The organism is Stutzerimonas azotifigens DSM 17556 (assembly GCF_000425625.1).
GTDB classification, from domain to species: Bacteria; Pseudomonadota; Gammaproteobacteria; order Pseudomonadales; family Pseudomonadaceae; genus Stutzerimonas; species Stutzerimonas azotifigens.
On sequence record NZ_KE384416.1, the window covers coordinates 1 to 23,832 of the forward strand.

20 protein-coding genes are annotated in these 23,832 nt (G+C 68.8%); 8 read left to right on the plus strand and 12 right to left on the minus strand.

What is annotated here, in order from left to right; translation table 11 throughout:
- Window positions 1-836 precede the first annotated feature (836 nt).
- From H610_RS0118620 to H610_RS0118655, 8 genes are all read right to left on the minus strand, one after another.
- Complete coding sequence (locus H610_RS0118620) at window positions 837-1,235, minus strand: helicase (RefSeq protein ID WP_028241061.1); 399 nt, start codon at window positions 1,233-1,235, stop codon at window positions 837-839.
- A gap of 121 nt (window positions 1,236-1,356) precedes the next feature.
- The gene (locus tag H610_RS0118625; RefSeq protein WP_028241062.1) at window positions 1,357-1,629 is read right to left on the minus strand and encodes an HU family DNA-binding protein; all 273 of its coding nucleotides are present in this window, start codon (window positions 1,627-1,629) and stop codon (window positions 1,357-1,359) included.
- Between the two features lie 162 nt (window positions 1,630-1,791).
- A complete protein-coding gene (locus tag H610_RS0118630) occupies window positions 1,792-2,967 on the minus strand; it encodes an FAD-dependent oxidoreductase (RefSeq protein ID WP_028241063.1) in 1,176 nt (391 codons plus the stop codon).
- A gap of 154 nt (window positions 2,968-3,121) precedes the next feature.
- Window positions 3,122-3,289, minus strand: coding sequence for a rubredoxin (locus H610_RS0118635; protein WP_028241064.1), 168 nt, complete (start codon window positions 3,287-3,289; stop codon window positions 3,122-3,124).
- Between the two features lie 110 nt (window positions 3,290-3,399).
- The gene (locus H610_RS0118640) at window positions 3,400-5,109 is read right to left on the minus strand and encodes an L-lactate permease (RefSeq protein WP_028241065.1); all 1,710 of its coding nucleotides are present in this window, start codon (window positions 5,107-5,109) and stop codon (window positions 3,400-3,402) included.
- Between the two features lie 208 nt (window positions 5,110-5,317).
- The gene (locus H610_RS0118645) at window positions 5,318-7,495 is read right to left on the minus strand and encodes a malate synthase G (protein ID WP_028241066.1); all 2,178 of its coding nucleotides are present in this window, start codon (window positions 7,493-7,495) and stop codon (window positions 5,318-5,320) included.
- 20 nt (window positions 7,496-7,515) lie between these two features.
- Window positions 7,516-7,917, minus strand: coding sequence for a heme-binding protein (locus tag H610_RS0118650; RefSeq protein ID WP_028241067.1), 402 nt, complete (start codon window positions 7,915-7,917; stop codon window positions 7,516-7,518).
- Between the two features lie 253 nt (window positions 7,918-8,170).
- Entirely contained in the window at window positions 8,171-8,863 is a 693-nt protein-coding gene (locus H610_RS0118655; protein WP_028241068.1) for a GntR family transcriptional regulator, read from the minus strand.
- Between the two features lie 91 nt (window positions 8,864-8,954).
- On the opposite strand from H610_RS0118655, the gene H610_RS0118660 reads away from it, so the two are divergent.
- On the plus strand, window positions 8,955-9,674 hold the full coding sequence (locus H610_RS0118660; RefSeq protein WP_028241069.1) for an alpha/beta fold hydrolase: 720 nt from the start codon (window positions 8,955-8,957) through the stop codon (window positions 9,672-9,674).
- Complete coding sequence (locus H610_RS0118665) at window positions 9,671-10,912, plus strand: iron-containing alcohol dehydrogenase (RefSeq protein ID WP_028241070.1); 1,242 nt, start codon at window positions 9,671-9,673, stop codon at window positions 10,910-10,912. The genes H610_RS0118660 and H610_RS0118665 overlap by 4 nt, the downstream gene beginning before the upstream one ends.
- Window positions 10,913-11,522: 610 nt before the next feature.
- On the opposite strand, the gene polA is transcribed toward H610_RS0118665, so the two are convergent.
- Window positions 11,523-14,267, minus strand: coding sequence for a DNA polymerase I (polA, locus tag H610_RS0118670; RefSeq protein ID WP_028241071.1), 2,745 nt, complete (start codon window positions 14,265-14,267; stop codon window positions 11,523-11,525).
- Window positions 14,268-14,342: 75 nt separating this feature from the next.
- On the opposite strand from polA, the gene H610_RS0118675 reads away from it, so the two are divergent.
- Window positions 14,343-14,624 (plus strand): DUF2782 domain-containing protein, encoded by a 282-nt coding sequence (locus tag H610_RS0118675; RefSeq protein WP_028241072.1) that lies wholly within the window; start codon window positions 14,343-14,345, stop codon window positions 14,622-14,624.
- Window positions 14,625-14,633: 9 nt separating this feature from the next.
- Window positions 14,634-15,587 (plus strand): homoserine kinase, encoded by a 954-nt coding sequence (locus H610_RS0118680; RefSeq protein WP_028241073.1) that lies wholly within the window; start codon window positions 14,634-14,636, stop codon window positions 15,585-15,587.
- A 297-nt stretch (window positions 15,588-15,884) separates the two neighbouring features.
- On the opposite strand, the gene H610_RS0118685 is transcribed toward H610_RS0118680, so the two are convergent.
- The gene (locus tag H610_RS0118685; protein WP_028241074.1) at window positions 15,885-16,829 is read right to left on the minus strand and encodes a zinc ABC transporter substrate-binding protein; all 945 of its coding nucleotides are present in this window, start codon (window positions 16,827-16,829) and stop codon (window positions 15,885-15,887) included.
- A 65-nt stretch (window positions 16,830-16,894) separates the two neighbouring features.
- Here H610_RS0118685 and H610_RS0118690 point away from each other — a divergent pair, with 65 nt between their 5' ends.
- The 4 genes from H610_RS0118690 to H610_RS24210 are packed head-to-tail and all read left to right on the plus strand — an operon-like array spanning window position 16,895 to window position 19,415.
- The gene (locus H610_RS0118690; RefSeq protein ID WP_028241075.1) at window positions 16,895-17,380 is read left to right on the plus strand and encodes a Fur family transcriptional regulator; all 486 of its coding nucleotides are present in this window, start codon (window positions 16,895-16,897) and stop codon (window positions 17,378-17,380) included.
- Window positions 17,377-18,150, plus strand: coding sequence for a zinc ABC transporter ATP-binding protein ZnuC (gene znuC / locus H610_RS0118695; protein ID WP_028241076.1), 774 nt, complete (start codon window positions 17,377-17,379; stop codon window positions 18,148-18,150). Before H610_RS0118690 ends, znuC begins: the two co-directional genes overlap by 4 nt.
- On the plus strand, window positions 18,143-18,931 hold the full coding sequence (gene znuB / locus H610_RS0118700) for a zinc ABC transporter permease subunit ZnuB (protein ID WP_028241077.1): 789 nt from the start codon (window positions 18,143-18,145) through the stop codon (window positions 18,929-18,931). The genes znuC and znuB overlap by 8 nt, the downstream gene beginning before the upstream one ends.
- Window positions 18,932-18,968: 37 nt before the next feature.
- Window positions 18,969-19,415 (plus strand): hypothetical protein, encoded by a 447-nt coding sequence (locus H610_RS24210; RefSeq protein ID WP_051231871.1) that lies wholly within the window; start codon window positions 18,969-18,971, stop codon window positions 19,413-19,415.
- Window positions 19,416-19,429: 14 nt separating this feature from the next.
- Here the strand turns inward: H610_RS24210 and H610_RS0118710 are convergent, their stop codons facing one another.
- A complete protein-coding gene (locus tag H610_RS0118710; RefSeq protein WP_028241078.1) occupies window positions 19,430-20,914 on the minus strand; it encodes a DASS family sodium-coupled anion symporter in 1,485 nt (494 codons plus the stop codon).
- 701 nt (window positions 20,915-21,615) lie between these two features.
- Window positions 21,616-23,748 (minus strand): catalase HPII, encoded by a 2,133-nt coding sequence (gene katE / locus H610_RS0118715; RefSeq protein ID WP_028241079.1) that lies wholly within the window; start codon window positions 23,746-23,748, stop codon window positions 21,616-21,618.
- Window positions 23,749-23,832: the final 84 nt, after the last annotated feature.

Here is a 23,832-nt window from a genome sequence, read left to right on the forward strand (position 1 = left end):
CGGGGCATGGAAACTCCTTCTATTGATCCAACGATCATCACTGCACTCGGCTCAACCTTGTGGATGCGAGCTCTCGCCAGCGGCGGGCTCTGGATACCGTTCGAGCTTCAAGAGTGAGTGTGGAAGGCCGGAGCAGTATCTACTTCACAGGCTCAGGGCCTCAGGGTGGGCACGGCTTCCTGACCTTCCCCCGATGATCAGTCGGGAACTATCACCCCGGATGGCGTGGTAGTCGAGATACAAGGGTGGGCTTCAGCCCACCAAGTACCATCCATGGCCTTCGTCTGGCTGAAGGGCGCGCCGGTTCGCGCTGAGTCCGTTCGCGAGAGGCACGCGGCGCCGGCTGAGGCATTCGCGACCAAGGTCGCTCCTACATCCGCTATCGGCCTCGCCTGACAGGCGCGGCCCCAAACATGCCAGCTGGTGGGCTGAAGCTCACCCTACCCGCGCCTCGCCCCGCGGCGTGGTCTTGGCGATTCGTGGGAGCGGTCTTGGCCGCGAAAGAGGCGACTTCCGGCGCTGAATCCGTTCGCGACCAAGGTCGCTCCTACGCAGGTGCCACGCGCGGCCTTTGCATAGGAGCGAGCTCTGCTCGCGAATGCCTCCAGGCCTATCCGGCACGGCAGCGGCTACGTCTGACGGCAAACGGCCGGTGGCGCCAGGCTTTTCCCTTCTCCCCGCGGGAGAAGGTGGCCCGCAGGGCCGGATGAGGGAGGCCGCTGCACCAGCCCTCACCCCGGCCCGGGAGAGGGAGTGGTCCGGAGGGGGTATGGAGGCGGATGTGCGGGGCGCGGTCGCAGGCAGAGCCTGCTCCTACAGGAGCGGGGGGATCGGACCTAGGTCGAGGATTCCGGCTGCGTCGGTTTCTTCTTCTGCGGCACCAGGTAGCGCGTCAGCCCCTGGAACCAGATCACCAGGGCCGGGTTGCCCTGGATCTGGATGTCCTTGTTCTGGACGCCCTGCATGAAGGCCAGCTGCTTGTTCTTGGCAGTCAGGGTGGCGAAGGCGTAGTCGCTGTCACGAAAGCCCACGGCGAAGGCCGGCGATTTGGCCGGGCCGCGACTGCTGCTGACGGTCTGGTCCTTGACCACGAAATGCCGCGCCACCTTGCCGTCGAGGGTGTGCAACTGGAACGTCAGGTCGCGTCCTTCGAGCTGCTGCCGGAATTCGGGGTTGCGACGGCTGGCCTGGGCCATGCGCCGGCCAAGCATCCAGAGAAGGAGGCGGAATTTCATGAAGCGGTCTCTCGCGGCAGAACAGCGTGGAGTCTAGCGGCAGATGCGGGCGGCGGGGCGACGGTCGGGCGGATGGTGGGGCGAGCCCGGAGCTGACGCTCCGGGCGGTGTGCGGGCGCGTTCAGTTGATCGCGTCGCGCAACGATTTGCCGGGCTTGAAGGCCACGGTGTTGCTGGCCTTGATGGTGACCGGCTGGCCGGTCTGCGGGTTCTTGCCCGTGCGCGCGCCGCGGTGGCGCTGCATGAAGGTGCCAAAGCCGACGAGGGTGACGCTGTCCTTGCGATTGAGCGCACTGGTGATTTCGTCGAGAAGGGCGTTGAGGACACGGTTGGCCTGATCCTTGGTGAGGTCGGCCTTTTCGGCGATAGCCGCAGCGAGTTCCGGTTTGCGCATTGGTAGCCTCTTCGTATGTTTTTTGTTGTTGTATCTGCCGTTCATCCGAATGGCAGCAGCGCTGCGACCGCTCTAGGCCGCGGCAGCCAATGGCGAGGATGGCACGGCCCCGAGGGCCGCGCCAGTCCCGACCAATGGATAAAAAGGCAAAACCGAGGACTTCTAGGACGAAACGTGTGGCAGTTCCGCCAGCAGCGGCGGCAATTCCTTGTTCAGTGCCAACCGTTCCTGCACCCGCGCGCCGGTCAGCGCGTAGCCGATCAGGCGGCCGTCGGCATCGTGGCAGAGCGCGCGCACGTCCGGCGCCGTGCCCTCGACCGTCCAGTGCCCGTCGCGGCCGGCCGGCGGCGGCGACACCACCAGCGGGCAGGCCGGGGTCTTCACGGTCACCGGCATCGGCCCGTAGCTGACCGGCGTCGGGGTGCCGGCGAGGGTCCGGGCGAGCGCGCGGGCGCTGGTCATCAGCGGCATCACGTAGAGCAGGTTGAGCCCGTCGACCTCGGCGCAGTCGCCGAGCGCATGGACATGCGGTGCCGAGGTGCGCAGCAGGCGGTCCACGGCGATGCCGCGGTTGGCGGCCAGCCCGGCCGCCTGCGCCAGCTCGGTGCGCGGACGCAGGCCGACGGCACTGACCACCAGGTCGCAGGCCAGCGTCCGGCCGTCGGACAGGGTCGCCCGCAGCGCGTCGCCCTCGCGGTCGAGGCGTTCCAGCACCGGGCCAAGGTGGAAGCGCGCGCCCAGCGCCTCGAGCCCGGCCTGTACGGCCCGCGCCGGCTCGGCGGGCAGCAGGCCGGGCATGATCTGTTCGCAGGGCGCCACCAGGTCGACCTCGTAGCCGCCCAGGCGCAGGTCATTGGCGAACTCGCAGCCGATCAGCCCGGCGCCGAGGATCAGCACCCGGCGCTTGCCATGGGCGGCCTCGCGAAAGCGCGCGTAGTCGAGCAGGTCGTTGATCGGGTGGACAGCCTCGGCGGCGTCGCCGGCGATCGGCACCCGCAGCGTCTGGGCGCCCCAGGCCAGCACCAGGTCGCGGTAGGGCACCGGCTCGTCGCCGATCCAGACCTGCTGGTGCTCGGGATCCAGGCGCGTCACCCAGGTGTGGGTACGGATCTCGGCCCCGAGCTGCTCGGCCATGGCGCCGGCGCTGGCCATGCCCAGCTCGTCGGCCGCCTTGTTCTTGCCGAAGCCGATGGAGAGCATCGGCTTGGAATAGGAGCGCCCGTCGTCGCCGGTGATCATCAGCAGCGGCGTCTCGCCATCGAGCTTGCGCCATTCCCGCGCCAGGTTGTAGCCGGCCAAGCCGGTGCCGATGATGACCAGGGGGAGTTGCGCTTTCATAACCTGCCTCGTCGCTGCGGCGCCACGGGAGCGGGCCCCGTTCGGCGCGATGCTGCCTTTGCTGTGGGTTCGTCGACCGACCATCCGCCGGTCGGGGAAGGCGCCGCCGTCGCTGGTCCGCCTGACGTGGACCCCGGCGCGCCTGGTCGGCGGATCAGCCGATCTCGATCATTTCGAAGTCCATCTTGCCGACCCCGCAGTCGGGGCACAGCCAGTCTTCCGGGACGTCTTCCCAGCGCGTGCCGGGCGCGATGCCGTCATCCGGCCAGCCCTCGGCCTCGTCGTAGATGAAGCCGCACACCACGCATTGCCATTTCTTCATGCCAGTCACCGATGTTCAAAAAACGGATAGCGCCGAACGCTAGCGCAAAACGGCGCCCCTTCACAAACGAAACGGGCGGCCCAGGGCCGCCCGTCGTCCGCCAGCGCGTCTCAGCGCGTGGTGGCGGCGCCCACCAGCGGGTCGGTCAGGCCCATCACGAAGAACCCGATCATGCCGATGATGCCGGCCAGTACGAGGTAGTACAGGGTCGGCAGCATGGTCTTGCGCAGGGTCACGCCCTCACGCCCGAGCAGGCCCACGGTGGCCGACGCGGCGACCACGTTGTGGATGGCGATCATGTTGCCCGCCGCGGCGCCCACCGACTGCAGCGCCACCATCAGCGCGCCGGAGATGCCGAGCAGGCCGGCGGTGTTGAACTGGAACTGCGACAGCATCAGGTTCGACACGGTGTTCGAACCGGCAATGAAGGCGCCCAGCGCGCCCACCGCCGGGGCGAAGAACGGATAGACGCCGCCGACGCTGTCGGCCACCAGACGTGCCATGGCCACCGGCATCGACACCAGGTCGGAGCCGTTGACGCCGGAGTTGATGAGAATCCGCACCATCGGGATGGTGAAGATCAGCACGAAGCCGGCGCCGAGCAGGGTCTTGCTCGATTCGGAGATGGCCGCGCCCAGTTCGGAAGCGCGCATGCGGTGAAGGAAGAAGGTGATCAGCACCACGATGCAGAGCAGGCCGCCCGGCAGGAACAGCGGCTCGAGCGTGCCGGACACGCCGGTTTCGCCGAGGATGTCCTTCCAGCCGAAGCTGATCGACATCAGCGCCGCCTTGAAGCCCGGGAACACCCGCGAGGCGACCAGCAGCAGCGCCAGCAGCACGTAGGGCGCCCAGGCCATCGGCACGGAGATCGGGGCCTTGCCGGCGACCTCGTCAATCTTCATCTCGATCTTGCCCATCCACTCGGCCGGCCACTCGCTGGCCGGGGCGAAATCCCAGGTCTCCTTCGGCAGCAGGAAGCCGGCCTTGGCGGCCGGCACCACGATGGCCAGGCCGATCAGGCCGCCGATCATCGAGGGGAATTCCGGGCCGAGCAACACGCCGGCGATGACGTAGGGGATGACGAAGGCCAGCGCCGTGAAGACGGCGAACGGCGCCATCGCCAGACCTTCGCTCCAGCTCTTCTTGCGGCCGAAGTAGCGGGTCAGGATGCACAGCATCAGCAGCGGCATGAGGATGCCGCACAGGGCGTGGATGATGGCCACGCGGGAGAAGATCAGGTGGAAGAAGGTCGGCCAGTCGCTGCCCAGGGCAGTCAGCTGGGCACCGATGCCGGCCTGGTCGAGGCCGCCGCCGACGCCCACGAGGATGGGCGTGCCCACCGCGCCGAAGGATACCGGCGTGGACTGCACCATCATGCCCATGACCACCGCGGCCAGCGCCGGGAAGCCGAGCGCGACCATCAAGGGCGCGGCAACCGCGGCCGGGGTGCCGAAGCCGGAAGCGCCCTCGATGAAGCAGCCGAACAGCCAGGCGACGATCAGCGCCTGGACCCGGCGATCGGGGCTGATGTTGGAGAACCCGCGGCGAATCGCGGCGATGCCGCCGGAATGCTTGAGGGTGTTCAGCAGCAGGATGGCGCCGAAGATGATCCAGAGGATCGACGCGGTGAGGATCAGGCCCTGCAGGGTGGAGGCGACGACCCGGTTGAGGGTCATGTCCCAGGCCCACAGCCCGATCACGGCGGTGAGGACGAACACCAGCGGCATCGCGTACTTGGCCGGCCAGCGAAAGCCGATCAGCAGTACCCCCGCCAGTACGAGTGGCACAAAGGCCAGTATGGAGAGCAGCGTTTGACTCATTGTTTGGGTCCCTTGCTTATTGTTGTGACCACTTTCTTATTCCGTCACGCCCCGTTCAGGCGTGCCGGTGCCCCGCACAGGCCCGCGCCGGTGGGCGCGAGCCGAGCGTCCGGCGGGTGCGTCAACCCGCCGGACGCCAATGCTCGAAAGCCCCGGCGCTGTGAGGCGACCGGGGCTGAGTGTACCGCTCCAACCTTACCCAGGCGTGTCAGGCCTGCTGCTTGAACCGCTGTCTCCATTGGTGCAGCAGCGGCTCGGTGTAGCCGCTGGGCTGCTCGCGGCCCTTGAACACGAGGTCGCAGGCGGCCTGGAAGGCGATCGAGCGATCATAGTCCACTGCCATCGGCCGGTATAGCTGATCGCCAGCATTCTGTTGGTCCACGACGCGCGCCATTCGTTCCAGGGTCTCGCGCACCTGGGCCTCGCTGACAACCCCATGGTAGAGCCAGTTGGCGATGTGCTGGCTGGAAATCCGCAGGGTCGCACGGTCTTCCATCAGGCCGACGTTGTGGATGTCCGGCACCTTGGAACAGCCCACGCCCTGCTCGACCCAGCGCACCACGTAGCCGAGGATGCCCTGGCAGTTGTTGTCGAGTTCCTGCTGGATCGCCTCGGCGGACCAGTCGGGCTTGGCCGCCACCGGGATGGTCAGCAGGTCGTCGAGCAGCTTGTCACGCTCGGCGGCCAGGTCGACGGCTTCCAGCTCCTGCTGAATGGCCTGGACGCTGACCTGGTGATAATGCAGCGCGTGCAGGGTGGCGGCGGTCGGCGACGGCACCCAGGCGGTGTTGGCACCGGCCTTCGGGTGGCCGATCTTCTGCTCGAGCATGGCGGCCATCAGGTCCGGCATGGCCCACATGCCCTTGCCGATCTGCGCCTTGCCGCGCAGCCCGCAGGCCAGGCCGACCAGCACGTTGTTGCGCTCGTAGGCCTGGATCCAGGCGGTGCCCTTCATGTCGCCCTTGCGCAGCATCGGACCGGCTTCCATGACGCTGTGCATTTCGTCGCCGGTGCGGTCGAGGAAGCCGGTGTTGATGAACGCCACGCGGTGCCTGGCCGCGGCGATGCAGGCCTTGAGGTTGACCGAAGTGCGGCGTTCCTCGTCCATGATGCCCATCTTCAGGGTGTAGCGCGGCACGCCGATCAGCTCCTCGACGCGGCCGAACAGCTCGTCGGCGAAGGCAACTTCGGCCGGGCCGTGCATCTTCGGCTTGACGATGTAGACGCTGCCGGTGCGCGAGTTGCCCTTGCGCGCCAGATCGTGCTTGGCGATCAGGCTGGTGAACACGCCGTCCAGGATGCCTTCGGGAATCTCGCGGCCTTCGCCGTCGAGGATCGCCGGGTTGGTCATCAGGTGGCCGACGTTGCGGATGAACAGCAGCGAGCGGCCGTGCAGCTTGAGCTCGCCGCCGTTCGGGGTGCGGTACTCGCGGTCGGCATTGAGCCGGCGGGTCATCGGCCGGCCGCCCTTGTCGAAGGTCTCCTGCAGGTCGCCCTTCATCAGGCCGAGCCAGTTGCGGTAGACCAGCACCTTGTCGTCAGCGTCGACCGCGGCGACCGAGTCCTCGCAGTCGAGGATGGTGGACACCGCCGACTCGACCAGCAGGTCCTTGATCCCGGCCGGGTCGGTCTGGCCGATCGGGCTGTTCGGGTCGAGCTGGATCTCCACGTGCAGGCCGTTGTTCTTCAGCAGCACGGCCTTCGGCTCGATGGCCTCGCCCTGAAAGCCGACGAATTTCTCGGGCTGCGCCAGGCCGGTCACGGTGCCGTTCTCCAGGGTGACCTGCAGCTGGCCGTCGTTGATGCGGTAGGCGATGGAATCGCCATGCGAGCCCTGCGCCAGCGGCGCGGCCTGGTCGAGGAAGCGGCGGGCGAAGGCGATCACCTTGGCGCCGCGCACTTCGTTGTAGCCCGGGCCCTTCTCCGCCCCGCCTTCCTCGCTGATCGCGTCGGTGCCGTAGAGCGCGTCGTACAGCGAGCCCCAGCGGGCGTTGGCGGCGTTCAGCGCGTAGCGCGCGTTCATCACCGGCACCACCAGCTGCGGGCCGGCCTGCTCGGCGATCTCGATGTCGACGTTGGCGGTTTCGGCCTGGACCTGGCCCGGGTCGGGCAGCAGGTAGCCGATCGACTCGAGGAAGCTGCGGTAGGCGGGCATGTCGGTGATCGGCCCGCGGTTGCTGCGGTGCCAGTTGTCCAGCTCGGTCTGCAGGCGGTCGCGCTCGGCCAGCAGCTGGCGGTTCTTCGGCGCCAGGTCGTGGACCAGCGCGTCCAGGCCCTTCCAGAAGGCGGCGCTGTCGATGCCGGTGCCCGGCAGGGCTTCCTGCTCGATGAAGGCGTGCAGGTTGGCCGCCACTTGCAGGCGATGCAGGGTAATGCGTTCGGTCATGGAATGGTTCTCCTGTCTGGTCAGCCGAGCGCGGCGACGCCGGCCTTGGCGATTTGCGCGTCCTGGGCGGCGGTGACGCCGGAGACGCCGACCGCACCGATCACCTGGCCGTCGATCACCACCGGCACGCCGCCTTCCAGCGAGGTGACGATGGGTGCGGAAACGAACGCGGTGCGCCCGCCGTTGACCATGTCTTCGTAGCCCTTGGTCTCACGGCGGCCGAGGGCGGCGCTGCGGGCCTTCTCGGTGGCGATGTAGGCGCCGATCGGCGCACAGCCGTCGAGGCGCTCCAGGGCCAGCGGATGACCGCCGTCATCGGCCACGACGATGGTCACGGCCCAGCCGTTGTTCTGCGCTTCGGTGCGAGCGGCGGCCAGGATGCTGGCCACTTCGGTCTGGGTGAGTACAGCTTTGCTTTGCATGACGGCTCCTTGAGGCAGGTTTGTACGGAACGCGCTGTTCGGTCGGTCGAGGACGGCCGGGGCGGTCGTCGGCCATGGGCGCCAGGGCAGCGAACCCTTTATTCCGCAGGGGCTGACAGGATGAAGCAGGGAGCAGCGGGGAAGAATAGACAAAAACGCGTTTCTCTCGATACCTGAAGTATCGACTGCGCGTAAAGAGACGATGCGAACGATACGGCGGATCCGTCTGGCGGGCACCGGACCGGGCGCCGGCTCAGATCTGGTCGAGCAGTACCGTTGCCTTGGTAAAGGATTCGATGTTGTCGATCAGCCGATCCGAGGCGCGCGCCGCCGCGGCCGGGTCGCCGGACGCGATCGCCGAGGCCACCTCGGCGTGCAGGCGGGCCATTTCCGGGAGGTCGGCGGCCTGCTTGTAGTGCAGGTACCAGAAGCGCCGCGACAGGCCGTTGAGCGAACGCAGCGCGCTCTCGGCGAACTCGTTGCGCGCGGCCTTCAGGCACAGCTCGTTGAACTCGCGGTCCGAGCGCATGAAGGTCACGTCGTCGTTGCTCACCGAGGCGGTCTGGAATTCGTCGGTCAGGCGCGCGAACTGCTCGCGCTCCTGCGCGCTCGCGCGCTTGGCGGCGCTGCGGCAGACCAGCCGCTCGATCTCGCGGCGGGTCTCCAGCAGGCGCAGCTGCTTGCCGATGTCGATGTTGGGAATCAGCAGGCCGCGCTGCGGCAGGACCAGGATCAGGTGCTCGCGGGCCAGGCGCTGCACGGCCTCGCGCAACGGGGTGCGGCCGATGCCGGTCATGTCGCTGAGCGCCTGTTCGGAGATCAGCGTCCCTGGCGGGATTCGCAGCGTGACGATCGCCTCTTCGAGCTGCTGGTAGGCGATGTCGGTGAGCTTTGCCTTGGATTTGACCAGTAAACCGTTGCCAGACGCTGCCAGGCTGGTGTCCATGCGGATTCCTCTCGAATTCGCGCGGATCATAGCAAAACCGCAAAATGCTGAGCTAGACTCATATATCAGCTGAACATTAGAGACTGCTCGCATGATCCACCTGACCCTCGGCACCGGGCCGGTCCCTCTCGTCGCGGTCCACGGCATTCAGGGCACCCACGCCGCCTGGATCCCGGTGGCGCGCGCCTGCGCCGACAGCGCCCGCTTCGTCCTGCCGGACCTGCGCGGACGCGGCGATGCGCTGCGCGGCAGCGGCCCGGAAGACTATGCGCTGGCGGCCTTCGCCGACGACCTGGGGCAGGTGGTGCGCGAGGAGGTGGGCGAGGCGCCCTACCTGCTGGCGGGCTGGAGCATGGGTGTTTCGGTGGTGCTGGAATACCTGCGCCGCCCCGATGCGCGAGCCCCGCAGGCGCTGGTCCTGCTCTCCGGCACGCCCTGCCCGGGCCAGGCGCCCTGGTTCGCCGGGCTGGGCGACGCGCTGCTGGCCGAGATCGCCGCGCGGGAAAAGCGCCTCGGCCTGACCCGCGCCGCCGACCACCAGGCAGTGGCCTGGACCTGGGCGGGGCTGCGGCACTGCGACCACCGCGCCCTGCTGCCGACGATCGGGCTGCCGACCCTGATCCTGCACGGCAGCGCCGACCCGGACTCGCCGCTCGAGCATGCGCGCTGGCTGGCCGCCGGCCTGCCCAGGGCCGAGCTCTGTGTCATCGAGGGCGCCGGGCACAGCCTGCTCACCGAGAACACGGCCGAGGTGGCCGAACGCATCCGCACCTTCATTGGCACAATCGACAACAATCAGGAGCCATCATGAGACCGGAAGACCTTGTCCACTTCTGCCCGCCGGGGCGGCTGATCATCGGCTGCGGCGCCCGCCACCAACTGCCCGAACTGCTCGCCCGGCTCGGTTACCGCCGCGGCGTGCTGGTCACCGACAGCTTCTTCACCGGCCACACGCCCTGGGTCGGGGAATACCGCGAGGCCGCCCGCCGCCACGGCATCGACACCCTGGTCTACGACGGCGGCCTGCCGGACCCGACCACCACGCTGTGCGACGAGGCCACCGCGTCGGTGCGCGAGCGCCTGGCCGGGGCGGCCCCGGACCACGTCATCGCCCTCGGCGGCGGCAGCAACATCGATCTGGCCAAGGCGCTGAGCCTGACGCTGCCGGAGGGCCGGCCGATCGCCGCTTTCACCGGCGACATCGGCGGCTGCCGGCCACTGCCGCTGATCGCCCTGCCGACCACCGCCGGCACCGGCTCGGAAGCCACGCCCGGCGCCATCCTGCTCGACCCGGCGAACGCCACCAAGATCGCGGTGATGGACAACGAGCTGCGCCCGCGCATCGCCCTGATCGACCCGGAGTTCACCTACACCTGCCCGCCGCGGGTCACCGCCGACGCCGGCATCGATGCCTTCACTCACGCCATCGAGTCCTTCCTGACGCTGGATTCGGCGCGCTTCGAGCGCGGCGGCAACCCGGACCCCGGCTATACCGGCCGCTCGGCGCTGACCATGCTGTTCGCCCGCGAATCCATGCGCCTGTGCTTCGCCTGGATGGAGCGGGCCTATCAGCTCGGCGACGATACCGAGGCGCGCATCGGCATGGCCTACGCCAGCCTCTACGCGGCGCTGTCCTACGGCAGCGCCGGGCTCAACGCGGTGCACGGCATCGCCTACGCCGTCGCCGGGCAGACCCACAAGAGCCACGGCAGCACCAACGCGGTCATGCTCCCCTACGTGCTCGACGCCCTGTGCGACAGCCGGCGCAGCGAGATGCTGGAGATCGCCGCGCTCATGGGCCTGACCGGAGAGACGCCGGAACACACCGCGCGCCAGGTGCCGGTGGCCGTGCGCGAGATGATCGGCCGCCTCGACATTCCCACCGACCTGCGCCGCTTCGGCATCGCCCGCGAGCAGCTCGACGCCCTCTGCGCCGACGCCCTGGGCGTGACCCGGCTGGCCAAGGCCATGCCGGTCGAGGACGTGGAAGGAACCTACCGGCGGATCATCGACAACGCCTGGGAGGGCCGTCTGTCGGGCTGTCGCTGAGTGCACGGCGCTCCCTACGGCTGATGAACGTGGCCTCGCGGCCTTGACCGGGAACAGGCGCGGACCCAATCGCGGTCGAGACCGCTTCCAAGCGCATCGCCCCGAGGTCGGGCCTCCCACGAAAGCAAACGGTGCCCGCCGAATCCTGTGGGAGGCGCGCCCGTTCCCGACGGGCTTGCGGCATTCACCACATCCCTGTGGATTGCGCGCCCTCGCGGCGACCGGGGGGCGAACGGCCTTGGCTGCGAACGGCGATCGGGATTCGTTCTGGTCGAGACAGTTGCTCCCACGATTACATCCGGCCTGGGGTTCCCCTACCCGCCAATCGCCCACGCCGCAAGGCAGGCATGGCGCACTTTTCTCCAGGCAAAAAAAAACCTCGAACTTCATTGGGGGAGGGGGAAGTTCGAGGTTCAAGTCCGGACCGCTAGGGCGGGGTCCAGAGATCTGCCAACACTTAACACAACAAGGAGCATCGAAAAGCCTTTTGGGCCCTTCGTGAACTCTGACCGGGCGCCAGGGGCCAAGTTCAACGCCGTTCCGAAAAAAAGCCGAACGCCTTATCGCCATTCGGAATAGCGACCGCCGCCTGGCGCCCCCTCGACGGGCCTCAGTGCGCCTCGTCCCAGTTGCGGCCGACGCCGGCCTCCACCACCAGCGGCACGTCCAGCTGCGCGGCGCCGCTCATCAGCGGGCGGATGCATTCGCAGACCTGCTCGACCTGCTCGTCGCGCACCTCCAGCACCAGTTCGTCGTGCACCTGCAGGATCACCCGGGCGTCCAGCGCCTCGTCCTGCAGCCAGCGGTCCACGGCGATCATCGCGCGCTTGATGATGTCCGCCGCGGTGCCCTGCATCGGTGCGTTGATCGCGGTGCGTTCGGCCGCCTTGCGCATGGCCCCGTTCTTCGAGTGGATCTCCGGCAGGTACAGGCGGCGGCCGAACAGCGTCTCGACGAAACCCTGCTCGGCGGCCTGGCCGCGGGTGCGCTCCATGTAGTCGAGCACCCCGGGGTAGCGGGTGAAGTAGCGGTCGATGTAGGCCTGCGCCTCGCCGCGGCCGACGCCGATCTGCTTGGCCAGGCCGAAGGCGCTCATGCCGTAGATCAGGCCGAAGTTGATCGCCTTGGCGCTGCGCCGCTGGTCGCCGCTGACCTCGTCCAGCGGCACGCCGAACACTTCGGCGGCGGTGGCGCGGTGCACGTCCAGGTCGTTCTGGAAGGCGTGCAGGAGGCCGGCGTCCTGCGCCAGGTGGGCCATGATGCGCAGCTCGATCTGCGAGTAGTCCGCCGCCAGCAGGCGATAGCCTTTCGGCGCGACGAAGGCCTGGCGGATGCGCCGGCCCTCGGCGGTGCGGATCGGGATGTTCTGCAGGTTCGGATCCGACGACGACAGCCGCCCGGTGGCGGTGACCGCCTGGTGGTAGCTGGTGTGGATGCGCCCGGTGCGCGGGTTGATCTGCTGCGGCAGCTTGTCGGTGTAGGTGCCCTTGAGCTTGCTCAGCGAGCGGTGCTGCATGATCACCTTCGGCAGCGGGTAGTCGCGCTCGGCCAGTTCGGCGAGCACGCCCTCGGCGGTGGACGGCTGGCCGCCGGAGGTCTTGGACAGCACCGGGCAGCCGAGCTTGTCGTAGAGGATGGCGCAGAGCTGCTTCGGCGAGCCGAGGTTGAATTCCTCGCCGGCGATTTCGTAGGCCTGGCGTTCGAGCTCGACCATCTTCTCGCCGAGCTCGATGCCCTGCTGGCCGAGCAACTGGGCGTCGACCAGCGCGCCGTTGCGCTCGATGCGCGCCAGTACCGGCACCAGCGGCATCTCGATGTCCTTCAGCACACCGACCAGCGACGGCGTCTGCTCGAGTCTGCCCCACAACGTCTGGTGCAGGCGCAGGGTGACGTCGGCGTCCTCCGCCGCGTAGGGCCCGGCCTGCTCGATGGCGATCTGGTCGAAGGTCAGCTGCTTGGCGCCCTTGCCGGCGATGTCCTCGAAGCGGATGGTGCCGCGACCGAGGTACTTCAGCGCCAGGCTGTCCATGTCGTGGCGGGTGGCGGTGGCGTCGAGCACGTAGGACTCGAGCATGGTGTCGAAGGCCAGGCCACGCATCCCGATGCCGTAGTGTGCGAGCACGTTCATGTCGTACTTGCCGTGCTGGCAGATCTTCATCCGCCCCGCGTCTTCCAGCAGTGGCTTGAGCGCGGCCAGCACGGCGTCGCGGTCGAGTTGCTTAGGCACGCCCATGTAGCTGTGGCACAGCGGCACGTAGGCGGCCTTGCCCGGCTCGACGGCGAAGGACACGCCGACCAGCTCGGCGCGCTGGGCGTCGAGGCTGGTGGTCTCGGTGTCGAAGGCGAAGCAGTCGGCGCCCTGCAGGCGCGCCAGCCAGCGGTCGAAGTCGGCCTGCTCGAGAAGCGTCTCGTACTCGGCCTCGGCCTGCACCGAGCAGCCCTCGGGCTGGATGTCGCAGTCCTCGCCGGCGGCCTTGGCCTCGCGCAGCAGCTCGTCCAGCCAGTTCTTGAACTCAAGCTCACGGTACAGTGCGATCAGCGCGTCGCGGTGCGGTGGCTCGGGCATCAGGTTGGCGACCTCGACCTCCAGCGGCACGTCGAGCTTGATGGTCGCCAGCTCGTAGGAGAGGAAGGCCGCGTCCTTGTGCTCCTCGAGCTTGGCGGCCAGCGACTTGGCGCCGCGGATCGGCAGGTCGCAGACCTTGTCGAGGTTCTGGTACAGGCCCCTGAGCCCGCCCTCGATGCCGTTGAGCAGGCCGCAGGCGGTCTTCTCGCCGACCCCGGGCACGCCGGGGATGTTGTCCACCTTGTCGCCCATCAGCGCGAGGAAGTCGATGATCAGCTCGGGGCCGACGCCGAACTTGGTCTTCACCCCCTCGACGTCGTAGACGCTGCCGGTCATGGTGTTGACCAGGGTCACGTGCGGGCAGACCAGCTGGGCCATGTCCTTGTCGCCGGTGGAGATCACCACGTCGCGGCCGAGCGCGGCGCAGCGCCGGGCCAGGGTGCCGATCACGTCGTCGGCCTCGACGCCGTCGACGCACAGCAGCGGGAGGCCGAGCGCACGGATGCTGGCGTGCAGCGGCTCGACCTGGCTGCGCAGGTCGTCCGGCATCGGCGGACGGTGCGACTTGTACTCGGCGAACAGCTCGTCGCGGAAGGTCTTGCCCTTGGCGTCGAAGACCACCGCGAAGGGGCTGTCCGGATACTGCTTGCGCAGGCTGAGCAGCATGTTCAGCACGCCCTTGACCGCACCGGTCGGCTTGCCGGTGGAGGTGGTCAGCGGCGGCAGGGCATGGAAGGCGCGGTAGAGGTAGGACGAACCGTCCACCAGGACCAGGGGCGTTTCACTCATGAGCGGGATCAACCTTTTCGGCGGGCCGGCGGCTAGAATGCGCAGGACCCAGACCAACAAAGAGGCAAGATTACCATGCGAGCCGCGAAACACCTGATCCTGGCCGGGCTGTTGACGCTGGCACCGACGGTCGTGCTGGCACAGCAGGCAGCCGATGCCGAGCCGGACGTCACCATCCGTCAGGACGGCGATCGCACGGTCGAGGAGTACCGCGTCAACGGCTTTCTCTACGCGGTGAAGATCACGCCCAAGCACGGCAAGCCGTACTTCCTGGTGCGCGCCGACGGCGACAGCAACTTCATCCGCAGCGACCGTCCGGACATGCTCATCCCCTCGTGGGAAATCTTCAGCTGGTAACCATCGCCGATGTCCGTCTTCACCCCGCTCGAACGCACCGACTTGGAACCCTTCCTCGCCCGCTACGGGCGCGGCCGGCTGCTCGCCTTCCAGGGCATCGCCGCCGGTAGCGAGAACAGCAACTTCTTCGTCAGCTTGGAGCGCGGCGAGTACGTGCTGACGCTGGTCGAGCGCGGGCCGGTGGCCGACCTGCCGTTCTTCATCGAGCTGCTCGACGTGCTGCACGAGGCCGAACTACCGGTGCCCTATGCGCTGCGCGACGGCAGCGGCGAGGCGCTGCGCAGCCTGGCCGGCAAGCCGGCGCTACTGCAGCCGCGGCTGCCCGGCCGGCACGTGGCCGAACCGGGCACGGCGCACTGCGCGCAGGTCGGCGCCCTGCTGGCGCGCCTGCACCGAGCGACGCAGGGGCGCGTGCTGGAACGGCGCAGCGACCGCGGCCTGGACTGGATGCTCGAGGCCGGCCCCGGGCTGCTCGACACCCTGGGCACGGCGCCGCGGGCGCTGCTGGACGAGGCGCTGGCGGAAATCCGCGCGCTGAAGGCGCAGATCCTCGCCTTGCCGCGGGCCAACCTGCATGCCGACCTGTTCCGCGACAACGTGCTGTTCGAAGGCAGCACGCTGACCGGGGTGATCGACTTCTACAACGCCTGCGCCGGGCCGATGCTCTACGATCTGGCCATCGCGGTGAACGACTGGTGCTCGCACGCCGACGGCGCCCTGGACCGCCCGCGCGCCCAGGCGCTGCTCGCCGCCTACGCCGCGCAACGGCGTTTCACCCCGGCCGAGGCCGAGCTGTGGGATGCCATGCTGCGCATCGCCTGCGTGCGCTTCTGGCTTTCGCGCCTGATCGCCGCCCGCGCGCATGCCGGGCAGGCGGTGCTGATCCACGACCCCGCCGAGTTCGAGCGACGCTTGGCCGCTCGCCGGGCCTCGCCTTCGCTGCCCCTGCCCTTCGCACTCTAGCGGCTGGGCTGCGGGCCGCGAACACCGCCCTCATCCGGCCCTACGGGCCAACTTCTCCCGGCGGGAGAAGGGAAAGAGCAGCGGCGCTGCCTGTGCTCAGGGTGAACCTGTAGGAGCAGGCTCTGCCTGCGACCTGGGCCTGCTCCTCGCCACGTCCCGATCGAAAACCCCTCTCCCTCCGGAGAGGGCCGGGGTAAGGGCGAGTGTGCAGGGGCTTCCCTCATCCGGCCCTGCGGGCCACCTTCTCCCGAAGGGCGAAGGGAAAAGCGCGGCGCTGCCTTGGTGCCCGCAACCGCGCTACAGGCTCTCCAGACAGCCCGCCAGCTGGGCGGCGAGGTTGTCCAGCAGCCGTTCGTAGCCGCGGGCATCGGTCTCGACGCCGACGCCCAGGGCGTCGAGTTCGGCGAGGCGCACCGGCAGGCCACGGGTCAGGGTTTCGGCCAGGCGCGGGCGCAACGGCGGCTCGCTGAACACGCAGCTGGGGCCGGCCGCCTGCAGGCGCTCGCGCATGCCGGCGACCTGGCGGGCGCCGGGCTGGACCTCGCCGAGGCTGAACACGCCCCGGTGCTCCAGCCCGTAGGCCTGCTCGAAGTAGTCGTAGGTCTCGTGGAAGACGAAGAAGGGCCGATCGCTCACCGCGGTGAGGCGCTGCTTCAGTTCGGCGTCCAGCGCATCCAGGCGGGCTTCGAAGGCCTGCAGGTTGGCCCGGTAGCGCTCGGCCCGGGCGGCGTCGACGCGCGTCAGGTCGGCGGCCATCTGCCGGGCGATCACCCGCGCGTTGGCCGGCAGCAGCCAGAGGTGGGCGTCCAGGCTGCCGGGGCGGTGCGCGTGATCGTGCTCGCCAACGGGAGCATGCTCCTCGTGCTCGTGCTCGTGCTCAGCGTGCGCCTCGGCATGGCCGTCGTCGAAATGCCGCAAGGTCAGCCCGGGCAGTTGCTGCACGGCGACCGACGGACCCTCGCGCCCTTCCAGGACGCGCGCCAGGAAGCCCTCGAGGTCCGGGCCGATCCAGTAGAACAGGTCCGCCTCGCGCACCAGGCGCACGTCTGACGGGCGCAGCGCGTAGTGATGCGGCGAGGCGCCCGGCGGCAGCAGCGCCCGCGGCTGGCCGGCGCCGTCCTGCACGGCGGCGGCGATGAGCTGAAGCGGCTTGATGCTGGTCACCAGCTTCACCTCCGCCTGCGCGGCCGAAGCGAGAACTGCAAGCAGGAAAAGGACGGGGACGACGAAAAGGCGCGGCACGGACGGTACTCTGCGGGAGGGGAATGAGTTATATAATAACGTCTCTCCCTTGCTGCGTCGCCGCCATGTCCAACACTCCGCTGGCCTGCACCCCTCACGACCACGACCATTGCGTGCACCAGGCGCTGGCCGAGGCCGACCACCTCTGCGCGCGCCAGGGCGTGCGCCTGACCGCGCTGCGCCGGCGCGTGCTCGAGCTGGTCTGGCAGAGCCACAAGCCGCTCGGCGCCTACGACATTCTCGCCATCCTCAGCGAGGAAGACGGCCGTCGCGCCGCGCCGCCGACCGTCTACCGGGCGCTGGACTTCCTGCTGGAAAACCGCCTGGTGCACCGCCTCGCCTCGCTCAACGCCTTCATCGGCTGCAACCACCCCGAACACCCGCACCAGGGCCAGTTCCTCATCTGCCGCAACTGCCACACCGCGATAGAGGTGCAGGATCCGGGCATCAACGCGGCGATCGGCAAGGCCGCCGACCAGGTCGGCTTCCGCGTCGAGGGCGAGACCGTGGAAGTGGTCGGCCTCTGTACCTCCTGCCGGAAAGCCGCATGAGCGATGCGCTGATCGAACTGCAGGACATTCACGTACGCTTCGCCCACCAGCCGGTGCTGGAGGGCGCGCGGCTGCGCGTGCGGCGCGGCGAGATCGTCACGCTGATCGGCCCCAACGGCGCCGGCAAGACCACCCTGGTACGCACCGTGCTCGGCCTGCTCAGACCGGACAGCGGCAGGGTCTGGCGCAAGCCGAAGCTGCGCATCGGCTACATGCCGCAGAAGCTGCACGTCGACGCCACCCTGCCGCTCACGGTGCTGCGCTTCCTGCGCCTGGTGCCGAAGGTCGACCGCGCTCGCGCGCAGGCGGCGCTGGCCGAGGTCGGCGCCGAAGGAGTGATCGACAGCCCGCTGCAGTCGATTTCCGGCGGCGAGCTGCAGCGCGTGCTGCTGGCCCGCGCGCTGCTGCGCGAGCCGGAGCTGCTGGTGCTGGACGAGCCGGTGCAAGGCGTCGACGTCAGCGGCCAGGCCGAGCTGTACCGCATGATCGGCCGCCTGCGCGACCGCCACGGCTGCGGCGTGCTGATGGTCTCCCACGACCTGCACCTGGTGATGAGCGCCACCGACCAGGTGGTCTGCCTGAACCGCCACGTGTGCTGCTCCGGGCACCCCGAGCAGGTCAGCAGCGACCCGGCCTTCGTCGAGCTGTTCGGCCAGGACGCCCGCAGCCTGGCCGTCTACCACCACCATCACGACCATGACCACGATCTGCACGGCAGCGTGGTGAAAGCCCACGTGCACGGGCCGGACTGCAACCACAAGCATGCCTGACTTCCTGCTCAACGCCCTTCTCGCCGGCCTCGCCCTGGCGCTGGTCGCCGGTCCGCTCGGCTCCTTCGTGGTCTGGCGGCGCATGGCCTATTTCGGCGACACCCTGTCCCACGCCGCGCTGCTGGGCATCGCCCTCGGGCTGATGCTGGAGGTCAGCCCGACGCTCGCGGTTACCGCCTGCTGCGTGCTGCTCGCGGTGCTGCTGGTGACGCTGCAGCAGCGCCAGCCGCTGGCCTCGGACACCCTGCTCGGCATCCTCGCGCACAGCACCCTGTCGCTCGGCCTGGTAGCCCTGAGCTTCATGCGCGACGTGCGCGTCGACCTGATGGCCTACCTGTTCGGCGACCTGCTGGCGGTCAGCGGCAGCGACCTGATTTGGATTCTCGGCGGCAGCGCGCTGGTGCTGCTGGTGCTGATCCCGCTGTGGCGGCCGCTGCTGGCGATCACCGTGCACGAGGAGCTGGCGCGGGTGGAGGGCCTGCCGGTGGCGGCGATCCGCCTGGCGATGATGTTGCTGATCGCCATCGTCATCGCGGTGGCGATGAAAATCGTCGGCGTGCTGCTGATCACCTCGCTGCTGATCATTCCGGCGGCGGCCGCCCAGCGCCACGCGCGCACGCCGGAGGCCATGGCGCTGGGCGCCAGCCTGATCGGCCTGGTGGCGGTGTGCCTGGGGCTGACCCTGTCCTGGTTCGAGGACACCCCGGCGGGGCCGTCGATCGTGGTCAGCGCCGCGGCGATCTTCCTCGCCAGTTTCCTTCTGCCACGTCGCGCCGTGTAGAATCGAGCGTTTTTTGCGCAAAACGGGACCTGCAGACATGAAGTCGTCCGTATCCCGGCCCTGGCCGGCGCTCGCGTTCACGCTCTACGCCCTGCTGCTGCCGACGGCCCGGGCCGATGACCGGCTGGCAGCCCAGCTCCGCGAAATCGAGCGCGCCCTCGACGCCGGCCAGCTGGAACAGGCCCAGGCGCAGCTGGAGGCGGCCCGCGCCCAGGCGAGCCCCGGCGATGCACGCTTCGAGCAGGCCCAGCGGACGCTGGCCGACGCGCTGATCCGCCTCGGCGGCGCGGCGCTGGAGGCCGGCGACATCGACACCGCCGCCCGTGCGCTTGGCCAGGCGCGCAGCCTGATGCCCGGCGCCCCGGCGCTGACCACCGGGCTGGAGCAGTCGATCGAGCAGATGCGCCAGGCCCGCTTCGCCGTCAGCAATGCCGTAACGACGCCGGACCTGGTACCGGTGCAGGAGCCGAGCCCGCCCCACTGAAGCGGCGGCCCGGCTCAGATCCAGCCCAGCCAGCGCCACCAGGTCACGGCGAACAGCAGCATGCTCAGGTAGCCGATCAGGGTCAGCAGCAGGCCCACCCTGGCGAACTGCCGCGCGGTGAAGGTCTCGGTCCCCAGGCAGACCATGTTCTGCGGGGCGTTGATCGGCAGGATGAAGCCGTAGCTGACCACGAAGCCGAGCAGCATGGTCATGCCCAGCTGGCTGAAGTCCCCCGGCAGGCTGAGCAATACGGAAATCAGGATCGGCAGCATCGCCGAGGTCAGCGCCGTCGCGCTGGCGAACCCCAGGTGGATGACGATGAGGAAGGCCGCGAGGATGGCGAAGATGCCCAGCGGGCCGACCACGCCGAGTCCGGTGTGCGCCACCACTTGGGCGCCGAGCCATTGCCCGGCCTGGGTGGCAAGCAGCACGGTGCCCAGGCTGATGCCGACCCCGAAGACGATCACCGTGCCCCAGGGCACCCGCGCCTGCACTTCCTTCCAGTCCATCACGCCGATGCGCGGCAGCATCAGGAGCACCAGGCCGGCGTAGGTGGTACTGGTGGTGTCGAAGGCGTGCAGCTTGCCCTCGCTGGCCCAGCACAGCAGCAGTCCGAGGGAAACCGCCAGCAGGCGCTTCTGCGCGGACGTCATCGGGCCCAGCTCGGCGAGGGCGCGCGCCACCGCCTCCTTGCCGCCGGCGACGCGCTCGGTTTCCGGCGGCAGCAGCCGCAGCACCACGACCAGCAGCACGAAGGACATCAGCACCGCCCAGGGCGCGCCGGCGACGAGCCAGTCGATCCAGCTCACCCGCTCGCCCAGCAGCCTGTCCATGAAGCCCACCAGCAGCAGGTTCTGCGCCGCCGCGGTCTGGATGCCGATGTTCCAGATGCTGGTGCCCTGGGCGACGACGATCATCATGCCGACCGCGAAGTTCGAGCGCTTGTCGATGCCGAAGGCGGTGACGATGCCGAGCATGATCGGCACCACGCAGGCGGCGCGCGCCGTGGCGCTGGGCACCACCAGGCTGAGCAGCACGATGACCACCAGGGTGCCGCCGAGGATGTGCCGCGGACGGGTGCCCACCTTCGACAGGGTGACCAGGGCGATGCGCCGGTCCAGTCCGGTCAGGGTCATCGCCGCGGCGATGAACAGCGCGCCGGCCACCAGCGCCAGGGCCGGGTTGGCGAAACCGGACAGGCCCATGCCGATGGCCCGCGAGGTGCCGTAGACGACTTCCGGGTTGTCCACCGTGGGTGCCGTGCCGACCAGAAAGGCCAGCAGCGCGGTGATCATGATCGCGCTGGCCTCGTAGGACACCGCTTCGGTGATCCAGACGATCACCGCGAACGCCAGGATCGCCAGCACACGCTGGCCGGCGACAGACAGATCGGCCGGCAACGGCAACAGCAGCACGCCGACCAGCGCCAGTATGGCCACCACCAGGCCGATCGGAATGCCCGGCAGGCCGTGGCGGGTTGCGGTAGTGGTTTCGTTCATGGGGAGGCTCCATGGGCCGACAGAAGCGCCTCCAGCATGGGCGAGCGAAGCCGGTGTGGTCATGACATGGGTCTATGGACGGTCTCGGCGATGCGAAAAGTGCGCCGAGCGGCCGTTCGAGGTTTCGGGCAGGCCTTGCGGCCTGCAGTCGCCGCGAGGGCGCGCCTCCCACGGGGTCGGTGGAGCTCGCTGCTTTTGTGGGAGGCCCGACCTCGGGGCGACGCTTTTCTGGCCTCAAGCCTTCAAGCCTTCAAGCCTCAGCCGCTTTTGTGGGAGGCTCGGCCTCGGGGCAAGGCTTCGAGGCTTCGGGCAGGCCTGTGGCCTGCAGTCGCCGCGGGGGCGCGCCTCCCACGGGTTCGGTGGGGGCCTGCCGCTTTTGTGGGAGGCCCGACCTCGGGGCGACGCTTTTCTGGCCTCAAGCTTTCAAGCCTTCAAGCCTCAGCCGCTTTTGTGGGAGGCTCGGCCTCGGGGAAAGGCTTCGAGGCTTCGGGCAGGCCTGTGGCCTGCAGTCGCCGCGGGGGCGCGCCTCCCACGGGGTCGGTGGAGCTCGCTGCTTTTGTGGGAGGCCCGACCTCGGGGCGACGCTTTTCTGGCCTCAAGCCTTCAAGCCTTCAAGCCTTCAAGCCTTCAAGCCTTCAAGCCTTCAAGCCTCGGACGGGCCTGCGGCCCACCCGAGCCGATACCCGGGCAGGCCCGGCGCATCAGGCCGGTATGCCCTTGGCCACCGCCTCGCGCGCCCAGATGCGGTGCTGTGCCAGCGCCTGGGCGAACGGTCCGAACACCGCCGCGACGTCGTCACCGTCGACCAGCCCGGCATCGGCCTGCAGGCCCAGGGCGACGGGCAGTTGCCGCGCCTCGCCGACCAGCGCGATCGGCTTGAGGTGCTTGTAGGCCTCGAGCAGATAATGCTTGGCCTCGCCGCTGCCGCTCATGGCCTCGACGCTCTGGGCACCCCCTGGTACGAACACCGCATCGAAGGCGATCGACGGCATGCCGTCCATGGCCGCGTCCGTGACCAGCGTCTGCCCGTCGGCGGTGGTCACCGGCGCCGGGCTCGGGCCGATCAGCTTGGCCATCGCGCCCTGCTCGGCGAGCTTGCGCTTGAAGGCGTCCACCGCCTGGCCGTCCACGCCGTCGGCGACCAGGATGGCGACCTTGCGCGACCTGATGGTGCCGGTCAGGCGGTTCAGCAGGCTCAGCGCCGGCGAGGCGGCGGGCGTCGGCGCCTTGGTCGGCCTGCTCGGCGCCGTCGGGGCCGGCAGGCCGAGGTTCTCCGCGACGCGGCGGGCCAGCTCCAGGTCGATGTTGGCGAGGATCTCGTTGACCTGGCGTTCGCGGATGAAGATCCGCTCGACCTTGCCCAGCTCGAAGGTGTAGGCGCCGATGATGTGTTCCTTCTCCGGAGCGCTCATGCTGTTCCAGAACAGCGTGGCCTGGGAGAAGTGGTCGCCGAACGACTCGCTCCGGTTGCGGATCTTGTGCCCCTCGACGCGCTCGGGGTAGCTCTCGAAACCACCGCCGCTGGCCGCCGGCGGAGCCTCCTTGGGCCAGCCGCCGTCGATCGAGTTGGGCTCGTAGGGCGCGCGGCCCTTGTGGATCGTCTGCCGGTGGAAGGCGTCGCGCTGGTTGTTGTGCAGCGGCGCCACCGGGCGGTTGATCGGGATCTCGTGGAAGTTCGGCCCGCCCAGGCGCAGCAGCTGGGTGTCGGTGTAGGAGAACAGCCGGCCCTGCAGCAGCGGGTCGTTGCTGAAATCGATGCCGGGCACGATGTGGCCGGGGTGGAAGGCGGCCTGCTCGGTCTCGGCGAAGAAGTTGTCGGGGTTGCGGTTGAGCGTCATCTTGCCCAGCACGCGGACCGGGACCACTTCTTCGGGGATGATCTTGGTCGGATCGAGCAGGTCGAAGTCGAAGCTGTGCTCGTCCTCCTCCTCGACCACCTGCACGCCGAACTCCCACTCGAAGTAATCGCCCGACTCGATGGATTCCCAGAGGTCGCGGCGGTTGAAGTCCGGGTCCTTGCCGCCGAGCTTGAGCGCCTCGTCCCAGACCAGCGAATAGGCGCCGGCCAGCGGCTTCCAGTGGAACTTGACGAAGCGGCTCTTGCCCTCGGCGTTGATCATGCGGAAGGTGTGGATGCCAAAGCCTTCGATCGACCGGTAGGACCGCGGGATGCCACGGTCGGACATCACCCAGAGCACCATGTGCGCCGATTCCGGCGTCAGCGAGACGAAGTCCCAGAAGGTGTCGTGGGCCGACTGGCCGGTGGGAATCTCGTTGTGCGCCTCGGGTTTGACCGCATGCACGAAGTCCGGGAACTTGATCGCGTCCTGGATGAAGAAGATCGGGATGTCGTTGCCGACCAGGTCGAAGTTGCCCTCGTCGGTGTAGAACTTGGTGGCGAAGCCACGCACGTCGCGCACCGTGTCGGCCGAGCCGCGCGGCCCCTGCACCGTCGAGAAGCGCACGAACACCGGGGTCTCCTTGCCCTCGGCAGAGAGGAAGGAAGCCTTGGTCAGGTCGCTGTGGTCGCCGTAGCTGACGAACACGCCGTGCGCCGCGGCGCCGCGCGCATGGACGATGCGCTCGGGAATGCGCTCGTGGTCGAAGTGGGTGATCTTCTCGCGCATGATGAAGTCTTCGAGCAGCGAGGGCCCACGGTTGCCCGCCTTGAGGGTGTTCTGGTTGTCGGCGATCTTCACGCCCTGGTTGGTGGTCAGCGCCTGGCCGGTGGCGTCGGAGCGAAAGGTTTCCAGGCTGTCGGTCTTGGCGTTGTGGTTGCGGCGGTCGAGCGCGTCGGAGCCGGCCAGTTCGCTGGGTTTCTTGGAGTCGGTCATGGTCTGCCTCATCGAGCGGGTGGGCTGAAACCGCAAAGCGATCGGAACGCTCGCGACCTCGGCGGTCGCCAGGATCAGTTCACG

Bases quoted from the DNA above. Each gene is read 5' to 3' on its own strand.
- H610_RS0118655 (WP_028241068.1), bottom strand. From the start codon at position 8,863: ATGGACACCAGCCTGGCAGCGTCTGGCAACGGTTTACTGGTCAAATCC.
- polA (WP_028241071.1), bottom strand. From the start codon at position 14,267: ATGAGTGAAACGCCCCTGGTCCTGGTGGACGGTTCGTCCTACCTCTAC.
- H610_RS0118625 (WP_028241062.1), bottom strand. From the start codon at position 1,629: ATGCGCAAACCGGAACTCGCTGCGGCTATCGCCGAAAAGGCCGACCTC.
- znuB (WP_028241077.1), top strand. From the start codon at position 18,143: ATGCCTGACTTCCTGCTCAACGCCCTTCTCGCCGGCCTCGCCCTGGCG.
- H610_RS0118690 (WP_028241075.1), top strand. From the start codon at position 16,895: ATGTCCAACACTCCGCTGGCCTGCACCCCTCACGACCACGACCATTGC.
- H610_RS0118680 (WP_028241073.1), top strand. From the start codon at position 14,634: ATGTCCGTCTTCACCCCGCTCGAACGCACCGACTTGGAACCCTTCCTC.
- H610_RS24210 (WP_051231871.1), top strand. From the start codon at position 18,969: ATGAAGTCGTCCGTATCCCGGCCCTGGCCGGCGCTCGCGTTCACGCTC.
- katE (WP_028241079.1), bottom strand. From the start codon at position 23,748: ATGACCGACTCCAAGAAACCCAGCGAACTGGCCGGCTCCGACGCGCTC.
- H610_RS0118645 (WP_028241066.1), bottom strand. From the start codon at position 7,495: ATGACCGAACGCATTACCCTGCATCGCCTGCAAGTGGCGGCCAACCTG.
- H610_RS0118640 (WP_028241065.1), bottom strand. From the start codon at position 5,109: ATGAGTCAAACGCTGCTCTCCATACTGGCCTTTGTGCCACTCGTACTG.
- H610_RS0118635 (WP_028241064.1), bottom strand. From the start codon at position 3,289: ATGAAGAAATGGCAATGCGTGGTGTGCGGCTTCATCTACGACGAGGCC.
- H610_RS0118650 (WP_028241067.1), bottom strand. From the start codon at position 7,917: ATGCAAAGCAAAGCTGTACTCACCCAGACCGAAGTGGCCAGCATCCTG.
- H610_RS0118630 (WP_028241063.1), bottom strand. From the start codon at position 2,967: ATGAAAGCGCAACTCCCCCTGGTCATCATCGGCACCGGCTTGGCCGGC.
- H610_RS0118675 (WP_028241072.1), top strand. From the start codon at position 14,343: ATGCGAGCCGCGAAACACCTGATCCTGGCCGGGCTGTTGACGCTGGCA.
- H610_RS0118620 (WP_028241061.1), bottom strand. From the start codon at position 1,235: ATGAAATTCCGCCTCCTTCTCTGGATGCTTGGCCGGCGCATGGCCCAG.
- H610_RS0118660 (WP_028241069.1), top strand. From the start codon at position 8,955: ATGATCCACCTGACCCTCGGCACCGGGCCGGTCCCTCTCGTCGCGGTC.
- H610_RS0118665 (WP_028241070.1), top strand. From the start codon at position 9,671: ATGAGACCGGAAGACCTTGTCCACTTCTGCCCGCCGGGGCGGCTGATC.
- H610_RS0118710 (WP_028241078.1), bottom strand. From the start codon at position 20,914: ATGAACGAAACCACTACCGCAACCCGCCACGGCCTGCCGGGCATTCCG.
- znuC (WP_028241076.1), top strand. From the start codon at position 17,377: ATGAGCGATGCGCTGATCGAACTGCAGGACATTCACGTACGCTTCGCC.